Source organism: Paenibacillus assamensis DSM 18201, from assembly GCF_000422445.1.
Taxonomy (GTDB): Bacteria; Bacillota; Bacilli; order Paenibacillales; family Paenibacillaceae; genus Paenibacillus_B; species Paenibacillus_B assamensis.
Window position 1 is genome coordinate 614000 of the sequence record NZ_KE383837.1, and the last position, 24620, is coordinate 638619.

The 24620-nt window shown below is 46.3% G+C and carries 17 protein-coding genes; 4 read left to right on the forward strand and 13 right to left on the reverse strand.

The annotated features are described in order from the left end of the window. Window positions 1-3: 3 nt before the first annotated feature. The 3 genes from addA to H580_RS0117180 all read right to left on the reverse strand — a co-directional run bounded on the left by addA (window position 4) and on the right by H580_RS0117180 (window position 9664). Window positions 4-4383, reverse strand: coding sequence for a helicase-exonuclease AddAB subunit AddA (gene addA, locus H580_RS0117170; RefSeq protein WP_051217515.1), 4380 nt, complete (start codon window positions 4381-4383; stop codon window positions 4-6). Continuing rightward, window positions 4367-7897: a helicase-exonuclease AddAB subunit AddB gene (gene addB / locus H580_RS0117175; protein WP_028595876.1), complete on the reverse strand. Its 3531-nt coding sequence runs from the start codon at window positions 7895-7897 to the stop codon at window positions 4367-4369. The genes addA and addB overlap by 17 nt, the downstream gene beginning before the upstream one ends. Window positions 7898-8278: 381 nt before the next feature. Next, window positions 8279-9664, reverse strand: a complete 1386-nt coding sequence (locus H580_RS0117180) for a class I SAM-dependent rRNA methyltransferase (protein WP_028595877.1) — start codon at window positions 9662-9664, stop codon at window positions 8279-8281. Window positions 9665-9842: 178 nt separating this feature from the next. On the opposite strand from H580_RS0117180, the gene H580_RS0117185 reads away from it, so the two are divergent. Beyond that, window positions 9843-10808, forward strand: coding sequence for a Na/Pi cotransporter family protein (locus H580_RS0117185; RefSeq protein ID WP_028595878.1), 966 nt, complete (start codon window positions 9843-9845; stop codon window positions 10806-10808). Here the strand turns inward: H580_RS0117185 and deoC are convergent. From deoC to H580_RS0117225, 8 genes are all read right to left on the reverse strand, one after another. Then, a complete protein-coding gene (gene deoC / locus H580_RS0117190) occupies window positions 10741-11451 on the reverse strand; it encodes a deoxyribose-phosphate aldolase (protein ID WP_028595879.1) in 711 nt (236 codons plus the stop codon). The two genes, H580_RS0117185 and deoC, sit on opposite strands and share 68 nt — an antisense overlap. A gap of 5 nt (window positions 11452-11456) precedes the next feature. Next, complete coding sequence (locus tag H580_RS0117195) at window positions 11457-11888, reverse strand: NUDIX hydrolase (RefSeq protein WP_028595880.1); 432 nt, start codon at window positions 11886-11888, stop codon at window positions 11457-11459. 135 nt (window positions 11889-12023) lie between these two features. Beyond that, the gene (mtaB, locus tag H580_RS0117200; protein WP_028595881.1) at window positions 12024-13373 is read right to left on the reverse strand and encodes a tRNA (N(6)-L-threonylcarbamoyladenosine(37)-C(2))-methylthiotransferase MtaB; all 1350 of its coding nucleotides are present in this window, start codon (window positions 13371-13373) and stop codon (window positions 12024-12026) included. 3 nt (window positions 13374-13376) lie between these two features. Beyond that, entirely contained in the window at window positions 13377-14144 is a 768-nt protein-coding gene (locus tag H580_RS0117205; protein WP_028595882.1) for a 16S rRNA (uracil(1498)-N(3))-methyltransferase, read from the reverse strand. Window positions 14145-14266: 122 nt separating this feature from the next. Then, window positions 14267-14947, reverse strand: a complete 681-nt coding sequence (locus tag H580_RS0117210; protein ID WP_028595883.1) for a site-2 protease family protein — start codon at window positions 14945-14947, stop codon at window positions 14267-14269. Window positions 14948-15023: 76 nt separating this feature from the next. Next, window positions 15024-16001, reverse strand: coding sequence for a 50S ribosomal protein L11 methyltransferase (gene prmA / locus H580_RS0117215; RefSeq protein WP_028595884.1), 978 nt, complete (start codon window positions 15999-16001; stop codon window positions 15024-15026). 224 nt (window positions 16002-16225) lie between these two features. Continuing rightward, window positions 16226-16399 carry a YfhD family protein gene (locus tag H580_RS26260; RefSeq protein WP_157282961.1) on the reverse strand — a complete coding sequence of 58 codons (174 nt, stop codon included), beginning with the start codon at window positions 16397-16399 and terminating at the stop codon, window positions 16226-16228. Between the two features lie 151 nt (window positions 16400-16550). Continuing rightward, window positions 16551-18416: a fibronectin type III domain-containing protein gene (locus tag H580_RS0117225; protein WP_028595885.1), complete on the reverse strand. Its 1866-nt coding sequence runs from the start codon at window positions 18414-18416 to the stop codon at window positions 16551-16553. Window positions 18417-18864: 448 nt separating this feature from the next. Between H580_RS0117225 and H580_RS0117230 the strand changes: the two genes are divergently transcribed. Continuing rightward, on the forward strand, window positions 18865-20391 hold the full coding sequence (locus H580_RS0117230) for a glycine betaine uptake BCCT transporter (protein WP_028595886.1): 1527 nt from the start codon (window positions 18865-18867) through the stop codon (window positions 20389-20391). Window positions 20392-20442: 51 nt separating this feature from the next. Here the strand turns inward: H580_RS0117230 and H580_RS0117235 are convergent, their stop codons facing one another. Continuing rightward, window positions 20443-20775, reverse strand: coding sequence for an antibiotic biosynthesis monooxygenase family protein (locus H580_RS0117235; RefSeq protein ID WP_028595887.1), 333 nt, complete (start codon window positions 20773-20775; stop codon window positions 20443-20445). A 274-nt stretch (window positions 20776-21049) separates the two neighbouring features. On the opposite strand from H580_RS0117235, the gene H580_RS0117240 reads away from it, so the two are divergent. Both H580_RS0117240 and H580_RS0117245 read left to right on the forward strand, forming a co-directional pair. Then, a complete protein-coding gene (locus H580_RS0117240) occupies window positions 21050-21949 on the forward strand; it encodes a polysaccharide deacetylase family protein (protein ID WP_028595888.1) in 900 nt (299 codons plus the stop codon). A 24-nt stretch (window positions 21950-21973) separates the two neighbouring features. Beyond that, on the forward strand, window positions 21974-23251 hold the full coding sequence (locus tag H580_RS0117245; RefSeq protein WP_028595889.1) for an MFS transporter: 1278 nt from the start codon (window positions 21974-21976) through the stop codon (window positions 23249-23251). Between the two features lie 121 nt (window positions 23252-23372). On the opposite strand, the gene dnaJ is transcribed toward H580_RS0117245, so the two are convergent. Beyond that, a complete protein-coding gene (gene dnaJ / locus H580_RS0117250; RefSeq protein WP_028595890.1) occupies window positions 23373-24500 on the reverse strand; it encodes a molecular chaperone DnaJ in 1128 nt (375 codons plus the stop codon). Window positions 24501-24620 lie beyond the last annotated feature (120 nt).

Genomic DNA, 24620 nt, shown 5'->3' on the forward strand with positions numbered 1-24620 from the left:
AAGTTATAGGAATCTCGCTTCTCTAGCATCAAAGAAATACAAGGCTTGCTTATGGACAGGACGCTTCCATATTTGTTCAATCGCACGTGCATATAAATCAAGTTGGAAACGATAATGCTCTGCTAGACCCTCTACGCCACCTTCATGGCTTAACACACGGTCTGTCTTGTAATCAAGCAATATAAGCTCGTCATTGGACTGGAAAATACAATCAATAACCCCTTGTACAAGTACGGTCTCATCATCTAATAAATGAGAATTATCCTTCGCTGCGAACGAGGACGTCGCCACATAGCGAAGTTTTTCATCCGCATCCCCCTGCGTAGATAATTCAATTGTGTATGCTTCTGCAGCTGTTAGCCCATAGGAGAATGGTAGCTCTCGCTGCACCCAATCTGCATGAAGCAGCCGCTGACCAATATCACTCTCAAAGAAGGCATAGACGCTATCCACATCGATCGCCTCTGCTTGTGCAACCGTCATAATCTGACGCTCCTGCATTCCGTTCAGCGTTTGCGCAATAATATCAGTGCTCATGCTGCCGTTAAGCGGCAAATGCTGCATCAGCAAATGATAGGCAGTTCCACGCTCTGCTGGAGTCAGTCGTTTCTGTTCCATAAAGCGAGGACGGCGTAAATGCAGCGTGTACGTAAAGTCAGACCCGTCTGCGATTTCTGACACAGAGTTCACTTGCACTTCTTTCGTAGAAGTAGTAGTTGCCAGTCCAGTTGGAGCCTGCTGTTCTGGTTCCAGCTTTGCAAGCTCAACTGGTTGCTCTGGGAGCTCTGGAAGCTTTTTCTCAGCTGGCAAATGATCTCTGTCCGCAATACCATCCTCCACCTCGCTGCTATGAACCCAAGTAGAAGAAGGCAAATCATCCTGTGCAAATAAACGCTTCATCTCCGTAACAGACGTCTTCGCTGGAAGCATTTCTGCAAGACGATAAGGATCCCTCCAGCTAAGCCGCTCCGCAATCGTCTGCTCATGTTCCGAAGGCTCTACCTCAACATGCTCATCCAATGCAGCTATTCGTTCCAACAATGCTAACTTATCGCTTACCGAGGAATCATCCGTTTCCAAGCTGGAAGTAAGTGCAAGCATCGAGGCAGGAATAAGCGTCAGCTTCCAATCCGACGGCTCGTCGATCATGCAACTGCCGTTACGATTTGGCAAACCCGCTAACGTACGCCATTCCGATGCAGCTTGGTGGCGAATTAGTGCTGGGCCGATCCAGTCGATATAACTGCGCGCACGAGCTATCAAGTAGTCAGGCAGCAGCAAAGACTCCACATCAAGGGCTTCTCCCCACTGCGAAATGACTTTAGCGGCATCATTTACCGTGCCGATAAGAATCATCTTTTCTTTTGGACGGGTTAAAGCAACATAAAGCACACGCAGTTCCTCTGCCAGCAATTCCAGTTTCATTTGACGACGAATAGCCAAATTAGCCAGTGTCGGATACGTAACACGTGTTGATTCATCTACATATTTCGGCCCGAATCCCATTTGCTTATGCATCAGGAAAGCAGCGTTCAAGTCTTGCTGATTGAACATTTTCCCCATGCCTGCAATAAACACGACAGGGAACTCAAGCCCTTTACTTTTATGAATCGTCATGAGACGAACGACATCTTCCTGCTCACCCAATGCGCGAGCTGTCCCCAAGTCGCCGCCCGTTTCTTTCATCCGGTCTATGAAACGAAGGAACGCGTACAGCCCTCGAACAGAAGAACTTTCGTATTGACGAGCACGATCGTACAACGCCCGTAAGTTAGCCTGACGCTGTGTACCACCTGCTAATCCTCCAACCCATTCGTAATACCCTGTCTCGCGATAGATGCGCCAAATAAGCTCTGATAAACTGCCTTGACGTGCTTCCTCACGCCAACGCTCCCATAAGGACATGAAATGCTGAACCCGCTGCACATCTTCCTCAGACAGCAACACCTCACCATCCAACTCCAATTGTGCTGCACCAGCTGTTCCGATTTCGGCTGCTGACGTTAATGCATCAAAATACGGCTTATTCTTCGCATATAAGCGAATTTGCGCCAAGGACTCTGCGGATAGCCCTACAATAGGAGAGCGAAGCACGCCCGCAAGCGGGATATCTTGATAAGGGTTATCTATGACACGAAGCAACGACACAATGATCTCCACTTCTGTCGCTTGAAAGTAGCCCGTATTGAACTCCGCATAAGCTGGAATGCCTTCCAAACGCAGCTCCTCAACCATCAATGGGGCCCATGATTGGGTCGCACGGAGCAAAATGACGATATCACGGTAGCTAATTGCCCGCATGCGCTTCAATTGCTTGTCGTACACTTGAGCAGGCTTCTCACGCCCATCGCCCATCATCATTCGTATCCGAGCAGCGATTGCTCTGGCCTCGATTCGTGCGGTTTCTAGCTCTGATGGATCAACTTCCTGTGTTGGAGGCTGATCCCCATCAAGCACATCTTCTTCATCCCCAGCCTGAGACTCCGCCGCTCCACCTTTTTCAATCAAGACAAACTCTGGGCGAACATGATAGCTGTAGTCCCCAGATGCCGAATCATCTTCCACATCCAGCTCAGGGTAATACATCGCACCGCATACAAGCTCTGCATCTTGATCATAGCTTAGTTCTGCCACTTGCCGATTCATAAGCTGACGGAACAGCATATTGACTGCATCGACAACCTCCATTCGACTGCGGAAATTGCGCGCCAAATCAATACGGCCACCCTTTAGAGCAACTTCATCTCTATAACTATTCAAATCCGAAGAAGCCTTTTCTAGCTCAGCCTCATCGTTCATTCCTTCTTGAACGGCATGCATGTTCCAATCGTCATCACTTTGATCATAACGCACATAGCGATCATACTTCTCCATAAACAACGTAGGATCTGCCAAACGGAAGCGATAAATGCTCTGCTTTACATCGCCTACCATAAAACGATTGCCTTTATCTTGACGCGAAATTAAGTTCACAATTGCCTCTTGCACCATGTTCGTATCTTGATATTCATCGAGTAAAATTTCAGCGAATTGCGCTCGATATTGCAGCGCTGCATCTGAAGGCTCCGTACGTTCAGGTGTACTATGAGGTGCACGCAAAATACGAAGGCAATAATGCTCTAAATCCGAGAAATCAAGCCAGCCTTTGCCGCGCTTTGCATGCTCATAACGCTCACCAAACTGCTGAATGACATGGACGAGCGTATCCATAAGCGGCGCCATTTGGTTCATTTCGATAAGAAATTGCTCTGGTGCACGTCTATACAATTCTTCACGAAGCTGCGAGAAACGAGCTTTCGCTTGATCCCTCAGCCTCTTTACTTGCTCCTGCAAGGACTTCTCGTAACGATCGCCTCGACATGCAGGCAGCCTGCCAAATTCAAGCTGGTCCATAAACTCGCCCATTTCATGCCATCGGTGCTGAAGCGATCGGTTGTACAATTGAGCAGCCACCTGCCACTCCTCCGTTATTACAGCCTGATAAGGCTCAGGCCCACCAGGCGCCCCGCTCAGCTGTGTCGCTTGCCGCAGCAGCTCTACAATTGCATTCAGTGTCAATTTTGTATCAGCCATAATACTTGTCGCCCACGGTGAAGCAGAAAGCTCCTCTACAGAGCCAGCTCCAAACGAAGCTGCCATTTGCGATAACCATGCATCTGGCCACGGATGACTGCGTGAGAAATCATATAAACGTTGGACAAGGCGGAAAGCAGCTTCATCATTTCGTTCCCCACTGAACCAGTCAACAAAGCGACGAAACCCCTCATCTTCTTGCTCATACTGTTCCTCGAACAGCTCCTCCAACACATCCTGACGCATTACCTGCGTCTCTGTTTCGTTCGCAATGCGGAAAGAAGGGTCCAATCCGATCATTTGGAAGTAACGTTGAATTACTTCTAGACAGAAGGAATGCAAGGTCGTAATCGAAGCTCGATTCAACAGCGCCAGCTGACGATGAATATGCTCCGAATCAGGAGTCTCAGCAAGCTTCGTCTCAAGCGCAAGACGAATACGTTCGCGCATTTCAGCTGCCGCTGCCTTCGTAAACGTTGCCACCAGCAATTCATCGACATGGACGGGTTGGTGCTCATCTATAATTTTTCGGATAATGCGCTCTACCAGAACTGCCGTCTTGCCTGATCCAGCTGCCGCAGCTACAAGAATGTTGCGGCCACCGTCAACGATAGCCTGCCATTGCTCATCGGTCCAAGTCGCATCTTGCGGCTTTGGTGGTAATGTAGTTGTTGGTTCAGCAGCTTGCACAATTAGCTCGTCCTCCATGGTTTGGTCCACGATATCAAAAAGATCAATAGCTATCTGCTCTACTTCTTGCTGGGAGGACTGTCCCAATTTGACATTTGTTCGCTTATTCGTTTGATCCATGTGATAAATCGCCTCCTCCCTGCAGTTGCATCCATACGTCGTCTTTGCTCATCCGAGGCAGCATCCGATATTGATTACCTTCCAGCAGCTCATCGAATTGACACACGGGCTTATAATCACAATAGTCGCAAGCTTTGCTAGTTCCCATTCGATATGGCTCAATTTGTACTTCACCATCTGTAATGTGCGTGCCTATACGTTGAATCACATTTCTGACGTTGTCACGTAAAACATCCCACTGTTCCGTTGTAGCTACACTCGCGTTACTATAGAAAGACCCATCTTGCTTAACAGCAACAGGCAATATGTCAGAATAACCTTTCTCCAACGGTGCATCCATCTTCGCTACTACTTCTCGATCCGCCAGTACAAGACCTTTCATTTTAAACTTCTTCATTAACTGCTCATTGGCCAAGTCTGGTGCCATTCCGTTCGTAGCAGCAAGCAATGGGTTATGCACATGGAAATAAAGCGCTCCTGCCGGCAATGCAGTTTGCCCAATCCATTCCTCCGCATGAGTCAACAGCACATCCAAATAAGTTAGCATTTGCAGCGATAAGCCATAATAGACTTCGTGAAGCTTCAAGTCAGTAGCGCTGGACTTGTAATCAATCACTCGCAGCAAAATGCCTTGTTCGCTATCCGCACAGTCAACCCGATCGATTCTTCCGATAATCTCCATCGTACAGCCATTGTCCAACGTAAATTGAAGCGGCGGTAACGGCTTGTCTGGTCCAAAATCGATTTCAAGCGCAAGCGGTTCGAATTCTCCACGCTTTGCATGCTGCCCTATAACATCCGCAGCCTTGGCGACGATTTGCTTCAATTTGCGCGAAATATGTTTATAGCGATTGGAACTCATCAATATTTCGCCTTGTAAGCGAGGCGATAGCAAATCGACAATTCGATCTGCTTCCGCTCGGCTTTCATCAGCCGTCAATGCCGCCCACGAACGTTGGTTGGACTTCAAATCATTCGCAAATTGGCTTAAAGCCGCATGGAACAACTGGCCGATGTCCGGCGCCTCCAAGCGGTACAATTGGCGCTGTCTAAGCTTTAAGCCGTGTGAAGCAAAATGAGAAAATGGACAAGCGACAAATCGCTCCATCCGCGAAACACTCGTTCGCAGCTTGTTCCCGTAAAGCTTGCGGCTCGTATTTTTATCTAAAGGCTGCACTTGATTGCGATACAACAGCGAGCCTGTTAACGTACGTAGTCGGTGCTGCCAGCTTGGCTGGGCACGCAGCCAATGATACACATCCCACCATACAGGAGAGATTGCTACTCCACGACGCCATTCTCGCAGCTGCGAAATAAGATGTCGCAAGGCCATTTCTGGATGCGCAACATAACGAAGCTGCTCCAGCTCACCCATGAATTCATTTGGCTCAGCCAGCTCCAACTGCTCTTCTACATGCGGGAAGAGTTGTCTAATTTGACGAATCACCTCAGATGGAAGCAATGATTTTCCTTCCTCATCAGCAAGCGCATAGCTCACCCATAGTGTATGGCTAGCTGCCGTCAATGCATTGTAAATAAGGAAACGTTCATCCAATAATTGACGACGGACTCCAGGCGCTAATTGCATACCCGTATCAAGCAGGACGTCACGCTCATTCTCTGTAAGCACACCATCTTCGATGGGACGAGCTGGAATAATGCCATCATTGGCCCCTAGTAAATAAGCATGTTTAATGTGACCTGTTCTCGTCCGATCCATCGAAGCAATAAGCACTTGATCAAGCGCAGGAGGAACAAGTGCCAGCTTCACGCTTTCAAAGCCTGTCTCCAACATACCCGCGAACAATTCCAGCGTAATCGTTTCACTTCCAGCCATTTCAACAAGCTGATCGAGGATGTTAAGTACCGCATCCCATATTTGACGATGCTCGCGAGCACGTTGAACATCCCCATTCATCATCGCTTCAGCACTCATACGCTCTAATCGATGCGGTACACCTAAATCGATCCAAAATCGATACAAAGCCTCACACATATCGCGAATATCCTTTGCGCGAGTCAAACCTCGCTCTAACGCCATAAGCGGTGCAGCAACGACTTGTCGACACTGCTCGATCAAGGCTGGAGCTCCCGTTTCTTCATCTGAAGAGCTGTCTGCATCCAAAGACAAGGAAGGGATCTTAGGCCATGGACGCTTACTCATCCAACGTCTGCCCTCAATTCCAGCCGCCAATACATAGTTCTCAAACCGGTCCATATCCAACCGTGAGATGGAACCATCCTCCGGCAGTACAAAATCAGTTTTAATAAAGCGGAACACCGCATCTGGCTTCCAGAAACCAATCCAAATATCTAGCGCTGCTCTCGTCATCTCAACGAACGGATGATGAAGCACCACTGACTTTTGGTCCTTAAAATAAGGAATATCAAAGTCTGTAAACACCGTATCTATAAGGGCGCTGTAGTCTCCAATGTTTCGCACCACGACCGCCATATCTCGCCAGCGCGCTTCCCCATTACGTACACGAGCCAACATATCTCTTGCTGTCGCCTCTACTTCTACTCGGCGATTAACGGCTGCATGCACAGTAACAGCTTGCTGTTCTTGCTCTGTAGCCGTTGTTTCCTGCCAAGCCGTCCGACGCTCATAATGCTTCTCAAGGTGAGACAGCAACGGTGACTCCTTAAAACGTAGCAAACTACCTTCTGTTCGACCATCCAATTGAACCAAATCCCCAGTCGGTACTTGCAATGTTTCGGCAATTTCTCGAAGCTGAATATACGTAGTAGCTGTAGGATGAAATAGGTTCAGTTCATGCGGCGTTTGTCCTTGCTCATATGGTCGATCCAGAGTAAGCGCAATTCGCATATCTTTAGATTGGAGCATGAGTGCAGCCAATACGGATAGCTCCTGCGGCGTAAAGCCATGGAATCCATCGATCCATATTTGAGCATCACGCACATAGGTAGATTGGGGCACACTTTCTGCCAATCGCATCAACACATCTTCACCATCTAAATAATGCTGCGACAATTCAATCTCGAACTCCCGCATAACTTCTGTAATATCTCGCAGCTTTGCAGCCAGCAGCGGATGCCCGGACCCTCCTGTCAGCCAACTAAGCTGCTCCTCAACATCAGAAGATTGAATCCGATAACGTTTCATCTCATCGAACAAAGCATTCAATTTCTCAATGAAACCAAACTGCTCTGCTGTACCTGAGAAGAGAGAAAGATGGTTCTTCTTCTGCTGCATAATACGATACAGCAGCATTTTCTTCCCTTCTTCATTAATGGGAGTCAATGCCGTACCGCCAGTCTCTTGCATAACCCGATAGGCCAAACGTCGAAAGCTTAATACTTGTGCACGCAGCAAACCGTGAAGCCCTTCCGTCTTCACTAGCTCATGCTCCAATTGGAACGTTCCTTGTTCCGGTACGAGCAGTATTATAGGAGGTCCTTCCGGTTGCTGCATGACCTGTTCCCGAATTCGATCCAATATATAAGTCGTCTTCCCGCTTCCAGAACGCCCTATTATAAATGTCAAAGCCATCGTTTCTCACCGCCCTTATGTCGTGTATGTGTCCTGTGTGTCGTGAAAATTCCGATCATGTAATAACGAATCAATGACTCATTTATATTTCAACGTTCCATATGTGCAGCTCAGCTCTATAAAGAGGTCTTCGCGCATGTTGGAATGCTCCGTTCGTGAATGATTGGTAACTCTTTGTTCTATCTTTGTTCTATCTTTGTTCTATCCTTCTTCTTAACAAGCTTTGATTACGATTATAACATGACTATTTCTAGAACACCCGTTTGTATATTATGGTGCCAGCCCATAGCCATCATGTCATTCCCATCAAATAACAAAAAGTCGGACATCCCTTATTAAAAAGAGTTGTCCGACTTTGTCATGTGATAGGTAGAACCAACGTTATTTGGAACGCACTTCAAAGATCGCAAATTTCAAATAGTGACCTTCGTCGACACCTGCAATTTGCGGGTGGTCTTTGCCAGCAGCACGCCATTCAATGAGGCGAAGCACTTTACCAGCATCCTGCGCTGCATCTAGAATGGATTGCATGAACTGGTCTGGTCTCATATGGAAGGAACAGCTCGCTGTTACGAGGTATCCGCCCTCATTAACCAACTTCATCCCTTGCAAGTTGATATCTTTGTAACCGCGATAGGCGCCTTCAACCGCATGGCGTGTTTTTGCAAATGCAGGCGGATCAAGAATAACGACATCCCACGTGCGTCCGCCGCCAGCAGTCATCTTCTTCGATGTATCTACTTTTTTAGCAGCGCCGCCTGCTTCATTGCGCTCGCTGCGCTCATCGCGACCACGAACTTGTTCACGCAAATAATCGAATGCATCGGCAACGACGAATTCCACACGATCTGTGAACTCATTCAGCTCCACATTGCGCTTCGCACTCTGAATTGCATGGTCGGAGATGTCGAGACAAGTCACCTTTTTCGCACCATACTTACAAGCATGCAGCGTGAAACTACCTGTATGAGCGAAGCACTCTAGTACAGTTGCACCATCCCACCAAGGAAAGCTAACCACTTTTCCATTCGCATTGACGGGAAGCTGCTGCGTTCCCTCTTCCGTTTCAACGGTTTGCAAAGCGATTCCACTGCGTTTCCCCCACCCTTTCATCAATGGAGCGATGGAAGCACGGTTTTCACGTTGATCGAAGAAATATCCTGTCTTTTGACCTTCTACGATGTCTACTTCGATAATTAGGTCATTTTCTTTCACTTGTACGTGACGTGGGCATTCTCCGTAAAGCAAGCCAGTACGCTGTTCTAATCCTTCTTTTTCACGAATCGGCACATCACTGCGCTCATAAATACCTTGCGGCTTCATGACTTGGACCAACGCTTCAATAATAGCGTCACGACATAGATCCATACCTAATGTCACGATTTGAACGACGAGTACATCGTCAAAACGGTCTACAACTAGACCTGGCAGGAAATCTGCTTCACCATACACAAGACGGTACGCCTTAGCACCTTGCAAGAAGCGATCCCGATGTTCCAAGCAAGCTTCGAATCTAGCAACGAAGAAAGCCGTATCCATCACATCGATCGGTTCATAGCTCACAATACGAACAATAATTTGTGATTCTGGATTGTAGTAACCTGTCGCGATGTATTTCCCCTTTTCATTCCATACATCGACTAATGCCCCTGACTTAGGGTCTCCTGATACAAGTTCAACCTCAGATTGGAATACCCAAGGATGAGAACGTTCGATGCGCTTCTTTCGCGCACGCTTTAATTGCACATATGGACGCTGTAACTGCATGTTAATACGATTTCTCCTCTACTAATAACTTATCTCAAGTTCATGCCTAAATATAGGATAGTGCCGATCCATGATTGTCATGGTTGTCCTCTTTCATGCATACATATGTCCTAATGATAGTACAAGCAGACACACTTATGAGCACCTTTACTATAAAGGTTCAAAAAGGAGCCGACCTATGATGCAATCCATAATTTTTCCGCTTATTGGCGGATTCGCACTATTTATGTTCGGCATGAAGACAATGGAATTTGCCCTACATTTGTGGGCGGGTCCCCATTTAAAACGGCTGCTGCATCGCTCGACAAGCACACCAATCCACGGCATGCTGTTTAGCTCCATTATGACTGCAATTATGCAGAGCAGTACGGCGATTACCGTTATCTCTATCGGTTTAGTCAACGCTGGCCTAATGACATTTCAACGATCTCTTGGCATCATTTTAGGTACCAATATAGGTACAACGTTGACGACAGAATTAATTGGTCTAAATATTAATCATTATGCATTGCCCCTGCTGCTCATTGCTGTAACCGCATGGATCTGGGGTGTGATTGCCGATGATATATGCCCAGAAATGCTGCCGCGCCTACATGCATGGTGGAAGCCGCTGCAATATGCTGCCATTGCAACGGCGGGGTTTGCGTTCATTCTGTTTGGTATCGAATGGATGAAGGCGATTAGTGAGCCCTTACAGCAGCGCGGCTTATTTACCTGGTTCCTTGAACGTTCCCAAGAAAGCCTACTATGGGCATTTCTCGCCGGCATGGTCATTACAGCGCTCGTACATAGCAGCGCAGCGATTATTGCCATGGCAATGGGCCTGTCTGCAACGGGTGCACTGCCTGTAGAAGTCGGCATCGCAATCGTTATCGGTTCCAACGTAGGAACTTGCTTCACTGCCTTGATTGCTTCACTTGGCGGCAGTCGCAGTGGACAATTCGTCGCTTGGAGCCATGTCGCCTTAAATGTAGGTGGTGCACTGTTATTTTATCCGCTCATCCACCTGCTGCATGATATATCAGCAATGATTTCAGCAACTGAATCCGCGCAAATTGCTCATGCACAAACGATATTTAATATTGCGAGTTCGCTTCTGGCCCTCCCGCTGTGCTATTTGCCGTTGTGGAACCGCCTCCGGTAACAATCGCAATACCTGAACTTGTACCAATTCGATTCGCTCCCGCTTCAATCATCGCGAGCGCTGTCGCACGATCACGAACAGCACCTGATGCTTTAACACCTATAGCAGCAGACACATTAGCACGCATTAATCGAATATCTTCAACTGTTGCGCCACCAATACCAAAGCCTGTTGAGGTTTTGACGAAATGCGCTCCAGCCTGCTCGGACAATTTGCATGCCGTTATTTTCTGCTCGTCGTTCAACAATCCAGTCTCAAAAATCACTTTGACGATTGCTTTTCCCTCGACCATGCGTACAACGGCAGCAATGTCCGCTTCAACCGCACGATGATTGCCTTCAAGCAACTGCCCCACTTGCAGTACCATATCTATTTCTGTCGCGCCATCTTCTACAGCACGAGCTGCTTCAAATGCCTTGGCAGATGGCGCATTAGCACCTAAAGGAAAGCCGACTACGGCCGCTATGTTCACAGAGGAACCTGATAATAATTCACGACAAGCAGGAACCCATACTCCATTTACGCAAACACTATGAAACTGATGCTCAAGTGCTTCTTTGCATAATTGCTCGATTTGTTTCGAGTTCGTGTCAGCCTTAAGAAACGTATGATCGATGTATGAAGCAAGATTCACGGTTGTCATGATGATTATCCTCCTATGCTTAGACCAAGTTTTTGGAATGCCTTACTTACAATAATGTCATTGTTATCATACCCAGATTGCTTCTGCTGCTGCCATGCAGCTTCAGGTGAGAACCAACTTACACCACGAATTTCTTCAACTTGCGCCTGCAAGCTTCCGCTTTCTTCCTCGATCAAATAATAATGAACTTCCTTATCCACAAGACCATGCTCAGGATGATTGTATTGATATTTAATCATATCAATCGGCTCAATGATACGACCATGAATGCCAGTCTCCTCCACCACTTCGCGCAGTGCCGTTTCTTCAATGGTTTCGCCCGGCTCCATTTTCCCTTTCGCCAACGAAACTTTGCCATAACGGTCTTGAATAAGCTGAATTTCCAATTGGCCTTCACGTTTACGGAATACGACCCCGCCTGCTGATATTTCTTTCATCCCCGTTCCTCCTTTATATGTGTTATCTATATCCTATCCCAAAAGAGGGAGGATTTCACCTCTGCCTTGGCAGCAAGCAAAATCCTCCCATCTATTACTGCGTGTTCAACCGCTATTAAGGAAAGCGAACAGTAATTACAGGTTCGCCGCTTGGTTCAATACCTTCTCATCAAGTACACGCACGAGCACACCTTTACACTCGTTTACGCCAGCTTCGGTCACTTTCACACGGCATAATTGTCCGATCAATGATTCGTCGCCTTCGAAAATAATTTGCAAGTAGTTATCGGAGTAACCCATAACATGGCCTGTTCCTGGTGCTCCTTTATAGTCGCGCTCTGGAATGACATCCAATACTTCTCCAACGAACTGCTCTGCATATTGCAGCTGCATTTGTTCAGACAAGTCAATCAGTTGATGAACGCGGTCATTTTTGACCTCTTCATTCACTTGGTCTTCCATGCGAGCAGCAGGTGTTCCCGTACGCTTGGAGTAAGGGAATACATGCATCTCAGAGAAGCCAACTTGCTTCATGAATTCATAGCCTTCACGGAACTGCTCATCTGTTTCACCAGGGAAACCAACGATAACGTCCGTTGTAATCGCTACATCCGGCATTGCTTCACGAATGCGAGCAAGCTTCGTACCGAATTCTTCTGTCGTATATTTACGGCGCATGCGCTTCAATACATCTGTGTTACCAGCTTGCAATGGAATATGAAGGTGACGGCACATTTTTTTAGAGTGCTTCAACACTTCAATCATTCGATCATCAATCTGGCTCGCCTCGATAGAACTGATGCGAATACGCTCTAGTCCATCCACTTTGTCCAAATCCCACAGCAAATCTGTCAAATCGTAATTTTCCAGATCATCTCCATACCCCCCTGTATGGATACCTGTAAGGACAATCTCCTTATAGCCCGCAGCAACGAGCTGACGAGCTTGGTTCAGTACACTCTCCGAATCACGGCTGCGGGACAAACCGCGAGACCATGGAATAATACAGAATGTACAGAAATTGTTGCAGCCTTCTTGGATTTTGAGGAACGCACGCGTGCGTTCTGCAAAGTCAGGAACGTCCAGTTCTTCGAACGCTCTCGTCTTCATAATGTTGCGAACCGCATTGATAGGCTTGCGTTCCGCATGAATTTGAGCGACGAAGTCCATGAGCTTCTCACGGTCTTGTGTACCAATAACCAAGTCCACACCTGGAATATCCATAATCTCTGCTGGCGACGTTTGCGCGTAGCAGCCTGTTACTGCAATAATTGCGTCTGGATTGCGACGCACGGCGCGACGAATAATTTGACGGCTCTTTTTATCTCCCGTATTCGTCACCGTGCATGTATTAATTAGGTAGACATCTGCTGTTTCCTCGAATTCGACTTGGTCGTAACCTTCCTGTTTGAACAGCTGCCAAATGGCTTCGGTATCGTAAAAGTTAACTTTACAGCCCAAGGTGTAAAAAGCTACCGATGGCATTGTTCACACTCCTCCCATTTCACCTGTTTCGTACAGCACGCACGTTAATGCCAACATGCCTGCTGTCTCTGCTCGTAATATGCGGCGCCCCAAGCCTATGCTCACAGCACCTGCATTCACAAATGTTTCTACTTCCTGTGCGGTGAATCCGCCTTCAGGGCCAACAATAATAAGAACTTCACCCTTGTCCACTTCGTTTGCAACCTTCGTTGCGAAAGGCTGCACAACGTCGCGAATTTGAGTGCCGCGTTCATCTTCATAGCAAAGAAGTACCAGATCATACTGTTCCATTGCCTGAACGAGCTGCTTTACGCTCATACTTGGTTGCATATCAGGAACACGGTTGCGATGGCTTTGCTCAGCCGCTTCCTTCGCTATCTTGCTCCAACGCTCCAGTCGCTTCGCTTCTTTCTTGCTGTCATATTGTACGACCGTCCGATCCGATTGAAACGGAATGAAAGAAACAGCACCGATCTCCGTGCATTTCTGAATAATAAGCTCCATCTTGTCGCCCTTTGGCAAGCTTTGTGCAATCGTTACTTGACACGCGGCTTCTGCCTTCGTCTCACGATGCTCGACAATACGTGCTATAACTTGCTCGCTATTTGCTTCTACAAGCTCTACCAAAGCTTCTCTAGCTTCTCCATCACTGACGATGAACTTTGCACCTGGCTTCGATCTCATGACACGGACAAGATGATGTGCATCCTGCCCCGTAATGATGACTTCTTCAGCGCCAAATTGTGCAGGCTCTACAAAATATTTTTGCATCGTTATCAACATTCCTCATCATACAACTTTATTCACTCAAACGCTACCGATCCGCTTGACTAGCACAAGATGAATCAAGGAAACCGCACCATTCAACCGCGTTGTTACCTACTAGATTAAGGTCACACGAAGAAGCGGAGCCAAAATTCCATAATGCCTGTCATCATTGGTTGCACAAGACTAAACAATGGCTCAATCGTTACTGCTCGTAACGGCGGTATAAACACGATTAACAAAAAGATAAAGACCGACCATTGTTCAAACTGCGCCAACTTGCGACGGACAGGCAGGGGAGCAAGCTCCTCTACAATGCGATAGCCATCAAGCGGCGGCAGCGGTATCAAGTTAAAGACGAACATAACAATATTAAATTGTAAGAAGTACCCGAAGAAGATAGATAGCGCTTCTCCAACTCGTGGATTGCCCGTTCCTAAATCAAGCCCAAGATTAAAAATAAGCAAGTAATAAATAAGCATACCGAAAAATGCAAGCAGCAGATTGCTTAAGGGGCCTACTGCTGTCACGATAATACTCATCATACGTGGCTTCTCAAAATTCGCACGATTAACAGGTACAGGCTTCGCCCATCCGAACCCGACAATGACGAATAGCAGCAAGCCTAAAATATCGATATGCTTGGCCGGATTTAACGTCACGCGACCAAGCATTTTAGCCGTTGGATCACCGAACTTGTATGCAGCATACGCATGTGCAAACTCATGCACCGCAAACGCGATTAATAAGACTAATACTACGAACGGCAGGTGATCAAGTGGCACACGAAAAAAGCTACTCCAATCCATACTCTCCCACGCCTTTCTTGTTCAGACATCATGACATCTTGATCATGATATCCATTGAAATTGGAATGACGTTAACCTAAACTTTGCGAGCAACCATTGCGATCCAGTCCTCATCACGATGCTTCGCTTCGATCACGAAGCCACCCTTGATAAGCTCCTGCTCAACAAGATCTTCTTTGTTCTTATAAATACCAGAAGCGATATAAATACCGTTCGGTTGAAGGGCTTTATACACGTCATCGATAAACAGAACAATTATTTCTGCCAAAATGTTAGCAACTACAACAGGAACAGGCAACGTTACACCTAATCCAGTGTTCTTGTCACCACTTTGCGTATCGATGATCTTCAATAGATCGCCTTCACGTACCGTAACTTGATCGGACAATCCATTCAAACTAACATTTTCCGCCGCACTCGCTACCGCTACTGGATCAAGGTCGATAGCAAGTACGTGACGAGCTCCAAGCTTCAACGCACCGATCGCCAAAATACCAGAACCTGTCCCTACATCGATAACTTCTTCCCCGCCTGTAATAACGGTTTCCAGCGTACGCAAGCATAGAGAAGTCGTCGGATGCGTTCCTGTTCCGAATGCCATACCTGGATCAAGCTCAATAATTTGCTCGTTCTCTGATTCAGGCTTGTAATCTTCCCATGTCGGCTTAATCGTTAAACGTTCCGACACACGAATAGGCTTGAAATATTGCTTCCATGCATTTGCCCAATCATCCTCATGAACACGACGCCAGCTCATCTTCACATCACCTGTATCAATGTTAAAGCCGCTCAATTCATCGATGCGCGACTTCACTTCTGCTTCAACAGCTTGCAAATCAGTACCATCTGCAAAATAGCCTTGAATAACAGCTTGACCTTCAGGAATATCGTTCAAATCGTGCTCGTACCATTGTCCGTAGCTCGTATCACGTTGTTTATTCAAAGTACCGGATTCTTCAATTGCGACGCCGCCCGCTCCTGCTTCATGCAAGAAGTTGGAGATCATCTCCTGCGACTCTTCTGTTGTATGTATCGTTAATTCATGCCAATACACGTATTGGTGCCTCCCTTAAACTCTCATATTGCATGCAGAAATAGGTCTACATCCTTACTATTGTACACAAAAATAGAACCCCTTACAATGACAGGCCAATAGCAGCAAAGCCATTAACATCTGTTCGGAAGGGGTTCAACCTGTTTGGTTTAACGAATTGTTACTTAACTCGTATCTTAAAATGTTTTCTGATGTGAAAATAGGAGTTCAGGCCCTAGTCCCTACTACTGTTCTGCACGCGCATCAGCTTGACGTGCACGTTCTGCTGCGATGCGATCCGCTTCATCTGCTAATTCTTCAGAGAACTCAACATCCTCGGCTTTAGCTACTGGCAGCTTGCTGCTTTGTGCTCCTTGACCATAAAGGCTCAATTGCTTATTTTCATCATGCTGGGTCATCGTAATCCCTCCCGTCACTTATAGAACGATTATCTACACCTCTAATGAACTAGGGCATGGACGTCATTCATTAACATGACTGAAGGAGCTATTATTTATCCTTGCTTTAACTATCCTTGATCCTCCATTAAGATTAGTCCAACGGCGCTTTCTATTTCAATTTCCAAAGTGCAGGTACATTCGGAGGCTCCCACCCTAACAGCGATGTGTGAGGTTGACGGCATACATACACCTTTCCAGCATAGGTCACCTCGTCGTTTACTTTGTAGCTGACACCTGCCTTCCAATCACTCGCACTCGGTGCTTGGCTCGTTGTGGCTTGTATCGTCGTACCTGTCGATTGATTGCCCGCTGCATCCTTAGCCACGATTGTAAAGGTATACGTGGTTTTGGCTACTAATCCGGTAATCGTTGCATTGGCCGCTGCAACATTCACTTGCGAAGTGCCATAGTTAACGGTGTAGCCGGTGACACCTATATTATCTGTTGAAGGCGTCCATGTAAGAGCAATAGAAGATGCAGTAGTGCTGCTGACGACAACATTCGTCGGAGGGGTTGGTGGTGTTGGATCTGGCACAATTGCCCCTGTCTTGACCGTTACTACCGTGCTGGCCCCAGATAGATTACCCGCACGGTCTTTTGCTTTAACCGTAAACGAATACGTTGTATCAGGAGTAAGCCCTTGCACGGTAAACGATGTACCTGCCGTGCTGCCCACTTTATTCACTCCTTCAAAGATATCGTACTCCGTTACGGCTACATTATCTGTAGATGCTTGCCATGCTAAACCCACACTCGTCGTACCTATGGTTGTTGTTCGTACTTGATCTGGAACAGACGGCGCTTGTGTATCAGGCACCACATTCAACGAATCAAGATAAGCACGATGCCTCGTTGAAAATTCAAAGTTATTGTAGCGATCCCAATTGATCGACCATGTCATCAACCCGCGCATATTGGCATATCCAGCAGGATTTCGCAGTACGTATCGACCGCCAAACGTTTGCCCTTTATATAAATAATCCAATGCTTTATGCACCTCTGCTACGGTTGTAAAGCCACCTCCAGCATTCACATTCGCAGGTAAACCGATCACGACCTGATCAGGCCGCAGCGGAGCAAAAAATCGCTCATTGTTTCTCGCCACTGGAAAACCCGTGAGCACCATATCCGCCATCGCGACATGAAAGTCCGCATTTCCCATCGTATAGTACGTACCGTCGAGCGCTGTAATCGGCCCTGAATTATAGTGCTGTACTTGCAGCCAATCGAGAATATCACGTACCGCATGAATGACTGGCAAATAAGCCCCTGCGCGGGGATCAGCACCAGTGCCTGTGCCGCCATAGAAGCTGTAGCCAACCTGTACAAAGAAAGTTTCTGGAGCCATCGTAATCATAAAGGAATTGCCGAAGTGAGTATGGAGTTCTCTTATTGCTGAGATGAGATTGGTTATAACAGGAGTAGTTGGGTTGCGGAAGTCTGAATCACCATTATTTAAGTAGAGGGAATGTCCTTCAAAATCTATATCCAAGCCATCAAAGCCATAGGTCGTAATAATCGATTTCATGGAGCTAACGAATTGGTCACGCGCTTGTGCCGTTTCCAACTGGACTTGTCCGTTTGCACCACCGATGGAGATGATAACTTTTTTCCCTAGACTTTGCAAATATTGAACGTCCGCTTTAAGCTCTGCTGGAGTAATTTGATACGGGGTAAATCCAATCGTTCCGCCTCGTGGCCCGTTTGTCGGTTCAGCAAATGCAACATTAATTACATCAAATTTGGGGGAGACATCTTTCAACCTAACGTAGCCCGACCCGTTATCGAAATTGTGCCAATAGCCGACGATCAGCTTGTTGGTGGCAGGAAGTGATGCGATAGCAGAAGCTTGTGCATAAGTGCTACTTCCAGGAGCTCCATTAGCGACAGTTAAGGGGAAAAGTGTACTGATAAGCGCAGTAATCCATACGATAACAGCAGCCTTACAACAAACTTTTTCCAACCAAACATTCATTAAACCATACCTCCTTTGTTATGTTCATGCATTCATAGTGCTTACATAATTAAGCGCCTGTTCGTATTTGCTCAATCACCCCCTTAATGAAAAACTCAATGGATGGAAGATGAGGAAATCGTACATGTTAAAAGAAAAAGCGGCGAATGATCGCGTTCACAAATACAGGTTCTGATCAACATGTTCGATGATTCAGATGCTCAGATGCTAGCTACATAGTGCCGCGGAAATAAATTTTCTTTTTATGAAACAAACTTGTTTCACCTCTACACAAAATGGGTAATTAATATGTCGTACTTATCATATTTAGGATTTTGCAAAATTCCACACAGTCGATCATTACCGGCAGATAGCCGCTCAAAAGAGACGATATTCGTGTATATGTTGAAAAATGCTGTGTCAGAAGTGGAATTTTCCAAAATCCTGAGATCAGAACAGGAGTGAATCGATGGTATTTCTTATTTCTCTTATTATCATTATGATTTTTGTATTATGGGGATTGGTCGCCCCTGAACATTTAGGTGCCTTTACTAATGAAGCCCTATCGTTCGCCACGAATAAGTTTGGCTGGTTTTATTTAATCGCTGCGTTGATTATCCTCCTTTACACGCTATATCTGGCCTTCAGTAAGTACGCCAATATTACGCTTGGTGATGAAGATGATGAACCTGAGTATTCGAATATGTCCTGGTTCGCTATGCTATTTAGTGCCGGCATGGGGATTGGTCTCGTATTTTGGGGAGTTGCTGAACCGATCAGCCATTACATGGTACCACCAGAAGGCGATCCCATGACTGTAGAAGCTGCTCGTACCGCTTTGCGCTACTCCTTCTTCCATTGGGGGCTTCATCCTTGGGGAATATATACACTTGTCTCATTGGGACTTGCCTATTTTATGTTCCGCAAAGGCTACAAAGGGCTTATTAGTTGGACATTCCACCCACTGCTAGGCGATAAAGTAAACGGTCCGATTGGAAAAACAATTGATATTTTAGCTGTTATCGCAACTGCTTTTGGTGTCGCTACTTCACTCGGTCTTGGAGCACTGCAAATCAATGGTGGTTTGTCTCATGTATTCGGCATACCTAATACGACAACGATGCAGATTATTATTATCGTCATCGTATCCATCATGTTCTTGGCCTCTACCTTGTCTGGATTGGATAAAGGTATGAAATTATTGAGCAATACGAACTTGGTTATTGCAATCGGTTTGCTGCTCATCATCTTGTTAATCGGGCCAACATCATTTATTTTCGAAACGTTCACAACAACATTAGGAAGCTACTTCCAAAATATTATCCAAATGAGTTTGCGATTAACTCCGTTTACCGAAGATTCATGGGTAGCGAATTGGACTTTATTTTATTGGGCTTGGTGGATCGCTTGGGCTCCATTTGTCGGTTCATTTATTGCACGAGTATCAAAAGGACGCACGATTAAAGAATTCGTACTAGGTACCTTGCTGCTGCCAAGTGGATTCAGCTTTATCTGGTTTGCTACATTTGGTTCGACAGCTCTGCATCTTGATATGTTCCAAGGCAAGCCGATCGTTGAGGCAGTGAAGGCTGATTTGACATCTGCTCTATTCATAACGTTAGAAAGCTTACCTGGCGGCCTTATACTCGCCGTGTTGGCTATTATTCTAATCGTAACCTTCTTCATCACATCTGCGGACTCAGCAACATTTGTTCTAGGGATGATGTCTACAGACGGCAATCCTAACCCAAGTAGAAAGGTGAAGTTTGCTTGGGGCGTATTTACCGCTTTAATTGCTGCTGTTCTTCTTATGAGTGGAGGCTTAAATTCCTTGCAAAGTGCATCGATCATGACCGCATTACCATTTACGTTTGTCTTGCTTGGCATGGTCATGTCCTTGAATCGAGCGCTCAAAGCAGAAGATCGGGAACGACGTTTAATTGAGAAACAGAAACGCAAGCAGCTTGAGAAATTACTGCGTGCTAATCAATCTTAATACAGCTAGAGGGGCACTTCGAACAGAAGGCCCCTCTTTTGCTACTCCCATTCATTCATGTGCTGCTTCATATCCATAATCTCGCTCGACTTTGCAAATTCTCGTTTTATATTTACTATACCATTCAGACATACCTTTACGTTGTGCAACGACATGTCTCTCGTTTTGTTTCCACTTATGTATCGCTTCTAGAGAGTCCCAATATGACACGGTGATGCCTACACCTTCACGGGCGCTCTCCACACCTAAAAATCCAGATTGAAGGGATGCAAGCTCTACCATTTCATCTGCCATTTCGACATATCCGTGACCTCCTTCTGTCCGTTCAGAAGTAAAAATGACCGCATAGTATGGCGGCTGTGGCGTTTGTGCAATATCACTCATTTAACCCCTCCATTGATAAACATTAGTCCAGCAGCGCTGGTCCATGTCATTTTCTATGCCATTCTCTAAGTATAAAACAGCGCATATCTTAATTGAATATCATCGATGTTATTTATGCAAAATCTAAAGGACGATTTAAATGCTGTTTGTTTGAAACATATGCGTTTGCTTCGTGCGTTCTACGTTCAATTTACTCATAAGTTGAATATGTTAAAGTAACGATGAAGTAAGCGATAACAATATCAGCTACTCAACCATAAAAGGAGGTTGCATCATGAATGGTGCTGAACGATTAGGATATTCCCCACATGACAGATTACTGATTATAAATGCTGATGATTTCGGCATGTGTCATTCTGTTAACGCAGCCATAAAACAGCTATTAACGGAGCAAGTGATAAGCTCTGCTACAGTGATGATGCCATGTCCATGGTCCAAAGATGCGGTGAACTGGGCTGCAAGTCATCCGAGCTATGATGTAGGTGTGCATCTTACCTTTACGAGTGAATGGGATTCTTATAAATGGGGACCTGTGAACCGAACCAGCTCCACCTTGTCATTAGTAGATGAGCTTGGACATTTTCCTGAACATTGCTTAGCTGTAGAAGAACATGCGAATCCCGAAGAGCTGCGTGCTGAAATGACCAGTCAAATTGAAATGGCCGTGCGTGCAGGTCTTGTACCTTCCCATCTGGATAACCATATGGGCAGCGTCTATGGGCTGGCAGCAGGCCATGATTTCCTGGATATCGTATTCGACGTATGTACGCAATATCAGTTGCCTTTCCGCATGCCTCAGCATGGAACATCGATCCCTGCTATTTTACAACCCTTGGCTCAGCAGCGTGCTGAACTCGGGTTATCTAAGGGTGTTTATATTCTTGATGACCTCGTAGGGCTTCCTTATTCAGGCCAACCTGGAGATACGTATGAAGGAGTCAAAGCACAGATGATTGCCCTGCTGCGCAGCATAACTGCTGGCTTAACCGAGATCATTCTTCATCCTGCTATCGTCACCGATGAGCTCAAATCGATTACCCCACATTGGGAGAGACGCGGCATGGAGTTCGAGCTATTCCGTGATCCTGACGTACAGCAAGTCATTCAAGAAGAAGGGATTAAGCTTATAAAATGGTCCGAAGTTCGTGATGCTCAACGCCGCTCTATTCCATAAAATCGATGGAGGAGGAGATTGACAATGGGTGAACAGTCACAGTCGCTGCCAAGGAAACGAACGATTTTCTATGCTTCCGGCAACTTTTCAGCTAATGTGATGGCGCAAATGTTTGCTGCCTATATCGTGTATTACTATGTAGACATTTTAGGTGCACGACCTTCCCATGTCGGCATTGTTATGGTCGTGCATGGGATTATCGGTGCTGTTCTTAATCCTTTGTTCGGATATGTCTCAGATCGATATCGAACGCGTTGGGGAAGACGCATCCCTTACATTGCATTTGGCTCCATTCCATTAGCTGCTGTGTTCACCCTTGTATGGTTTCCCCTAGCGCCACAGGAAAGCATCATCTATTATTTTTTCGGAGTCGTCATTTTATTTGATATTTTATACGTACTTGTTATTTTGAACTATTCTGCTCTGTTTCCTGAGATGTTTATTACGATACGCGAACGAGCGGCGGCAGCATCTTGGAAGCAAATGTTCGGCATTGTCGGCATGCTTGTCGGCGTGGCGCTCCCTCCACTTATTTATACTGAGTACGGGTGGGAGTCTATGGGCTTAGTATTCGGCCTTTGTTCAGTCGTCTTTCTTCTCGTTACTGCTGCTGGCGCCAAAGAACGATCAAATGTAAACGCAACCACACCAATCCATCTAGTCAAGTCCCTTCGCCTTACGCTGCGCAATCGCATGTTTGTTATATACGTCACTGGCGGATTTCTTATCCAATTTACGTTCGCGCTTGTACCTGCCGCTATCCCTTTTTTCAGCAAATATGTGTTGAACGCCCCTGAGCTAGCAAATACGTATATGTTAGGCATCGTGTTCCTAACGGCTATTCCGAGCGTTTACGTATGGGCGAGTTGGACAACAAGATATGGTCCTAAACGAGTCATTTTAGCAGCGATTGTACTGTATATGCTTTCTTTACTACCACTACTCTTTATTTCAACAAGCGCAGCTACTTATGTGACCAGTTTATTTATCGGATTTAGCCTAGCTGGATTGATGGTGTTGTTGGAAATTCTGCTTGCGGAAGTCATTGATCAGGATGAAGCAGTAAGCGGGGCTAGACGAGAAGGAATGTACTTTGGTATGAATGGGTTCATTATTCGTTGGGGTGTTTCTCTTCAAGCGCTAATTATGAGCTTCCTCCTTGAAAAGACCGGATACGTTCGAGACGCTGCACAGCAGCCTGAGTTAGCGATATTGGGTATACGTCTTATGCTCGCGGGCATCCCTATAACAGCACTGCTATTTGCATTTGTTTGTTTCTATCGTTTAAAAGTCAAAGCATAGCCTATAAAAACAAACCTTAGCCGAGCAGCACTCAGCTAAGGTTTGCAGTATCGTTTGCCTATGTTTTCTTATGAGTTAACTCCATAAACATCTGCATAACCTATATAACAAGCATTATTGGTTATTCACCACGGAATGCACGCTTCATACGGTCAAAAAATGTCTCTTCATGACTGCCTTTTGGATGTTCACCGCTAATAGAAGCGAGCTGACGAAGCAGGTCTTTCTGCTCGTCATTCATCTTTGTAGGTGTCACTACGATAACTTTTACGTGCTGGTCACCGTTGCCGTTACCGCGCAGATGAGGAACACCTTTGCCACGCAGACGGAAATACGTACCAGTTTGCGTACCCGCTGGAATCTTCAGCTTCACTTTATCATGAAGCGTCGGAATCTCAATCTCGTCACCTAACGCCGCTTGCGCGAACGTCAATGGTACTTCGCAGTAAATGTCATCATCTTCACGTTGGAAGAATTCATGCTGCTTCACGCGAATGACGATATACAAGTCGCCTGCCGGTCCGCCGCGCAGTCCACTCTCACCTTCGCCTGTCATGCGAAGCTGTGCGCCGTCATAAGCACCCGCTGGAATGCGGACGTTGATCTTACGCTGCTTCTTCACGGTTCCGCTACCATGACAGCTGCCGCACTTCTCTTTGATCACTTTGCCTTTTCCTTGGCAAGTTGAGCAAGCACGACGGTTTACCATACGGCCGAACGGTGTGTTCTGTACAACTTCCTGTTGACCTGTTCCACTACATGTAGAACATTTTTCTGGCTTTGTACCTGGCTTAGCGCCTGTACCGAAGCACGGATCACACTGCTCCGTACGCGGAATCGTGATTTCCTTCTCTACGCCGAATGCCGCTTCTTTGAATTCCACTTGCATCGTATATTGAAGATCGCCCCCGCGCTGCGGTGCGTTCGGATCACGACGATTGCCGCCTCCGCCACCAAAGAACATGTCGAAAATATCGCCAAAGCCACCAAAGTCGCCAGAGAAACCTCCGCCGCCCATACCTTGGTTCGGATCGACGTGACCATACTGATCGTACATTGCACGTTTCTGCGTATCGCTCAACACGTCATAAGCTTCTTTTACTTCTTTGAACTTATCTTCAGCATCTGCAGCCTTGTTCACGTCAGGATGATACTGACGAGCCAATTTGCGGTATGCTTTCTTGATCTCATCATCGCCAGAGCCTTTATTGACTCCAAGCACCTCATAATAATCGCGTTTATCTGCCACTGTTCCACCCCCATTACCTTACAAATTTTAATCTTATCAGCGATGGCTCTCCCATTCAAGTCTAGCACCGCTGACAAAAGGAAAGTCAAAGCCGAGCACAGCTCAGCTTTGACTTCCTAG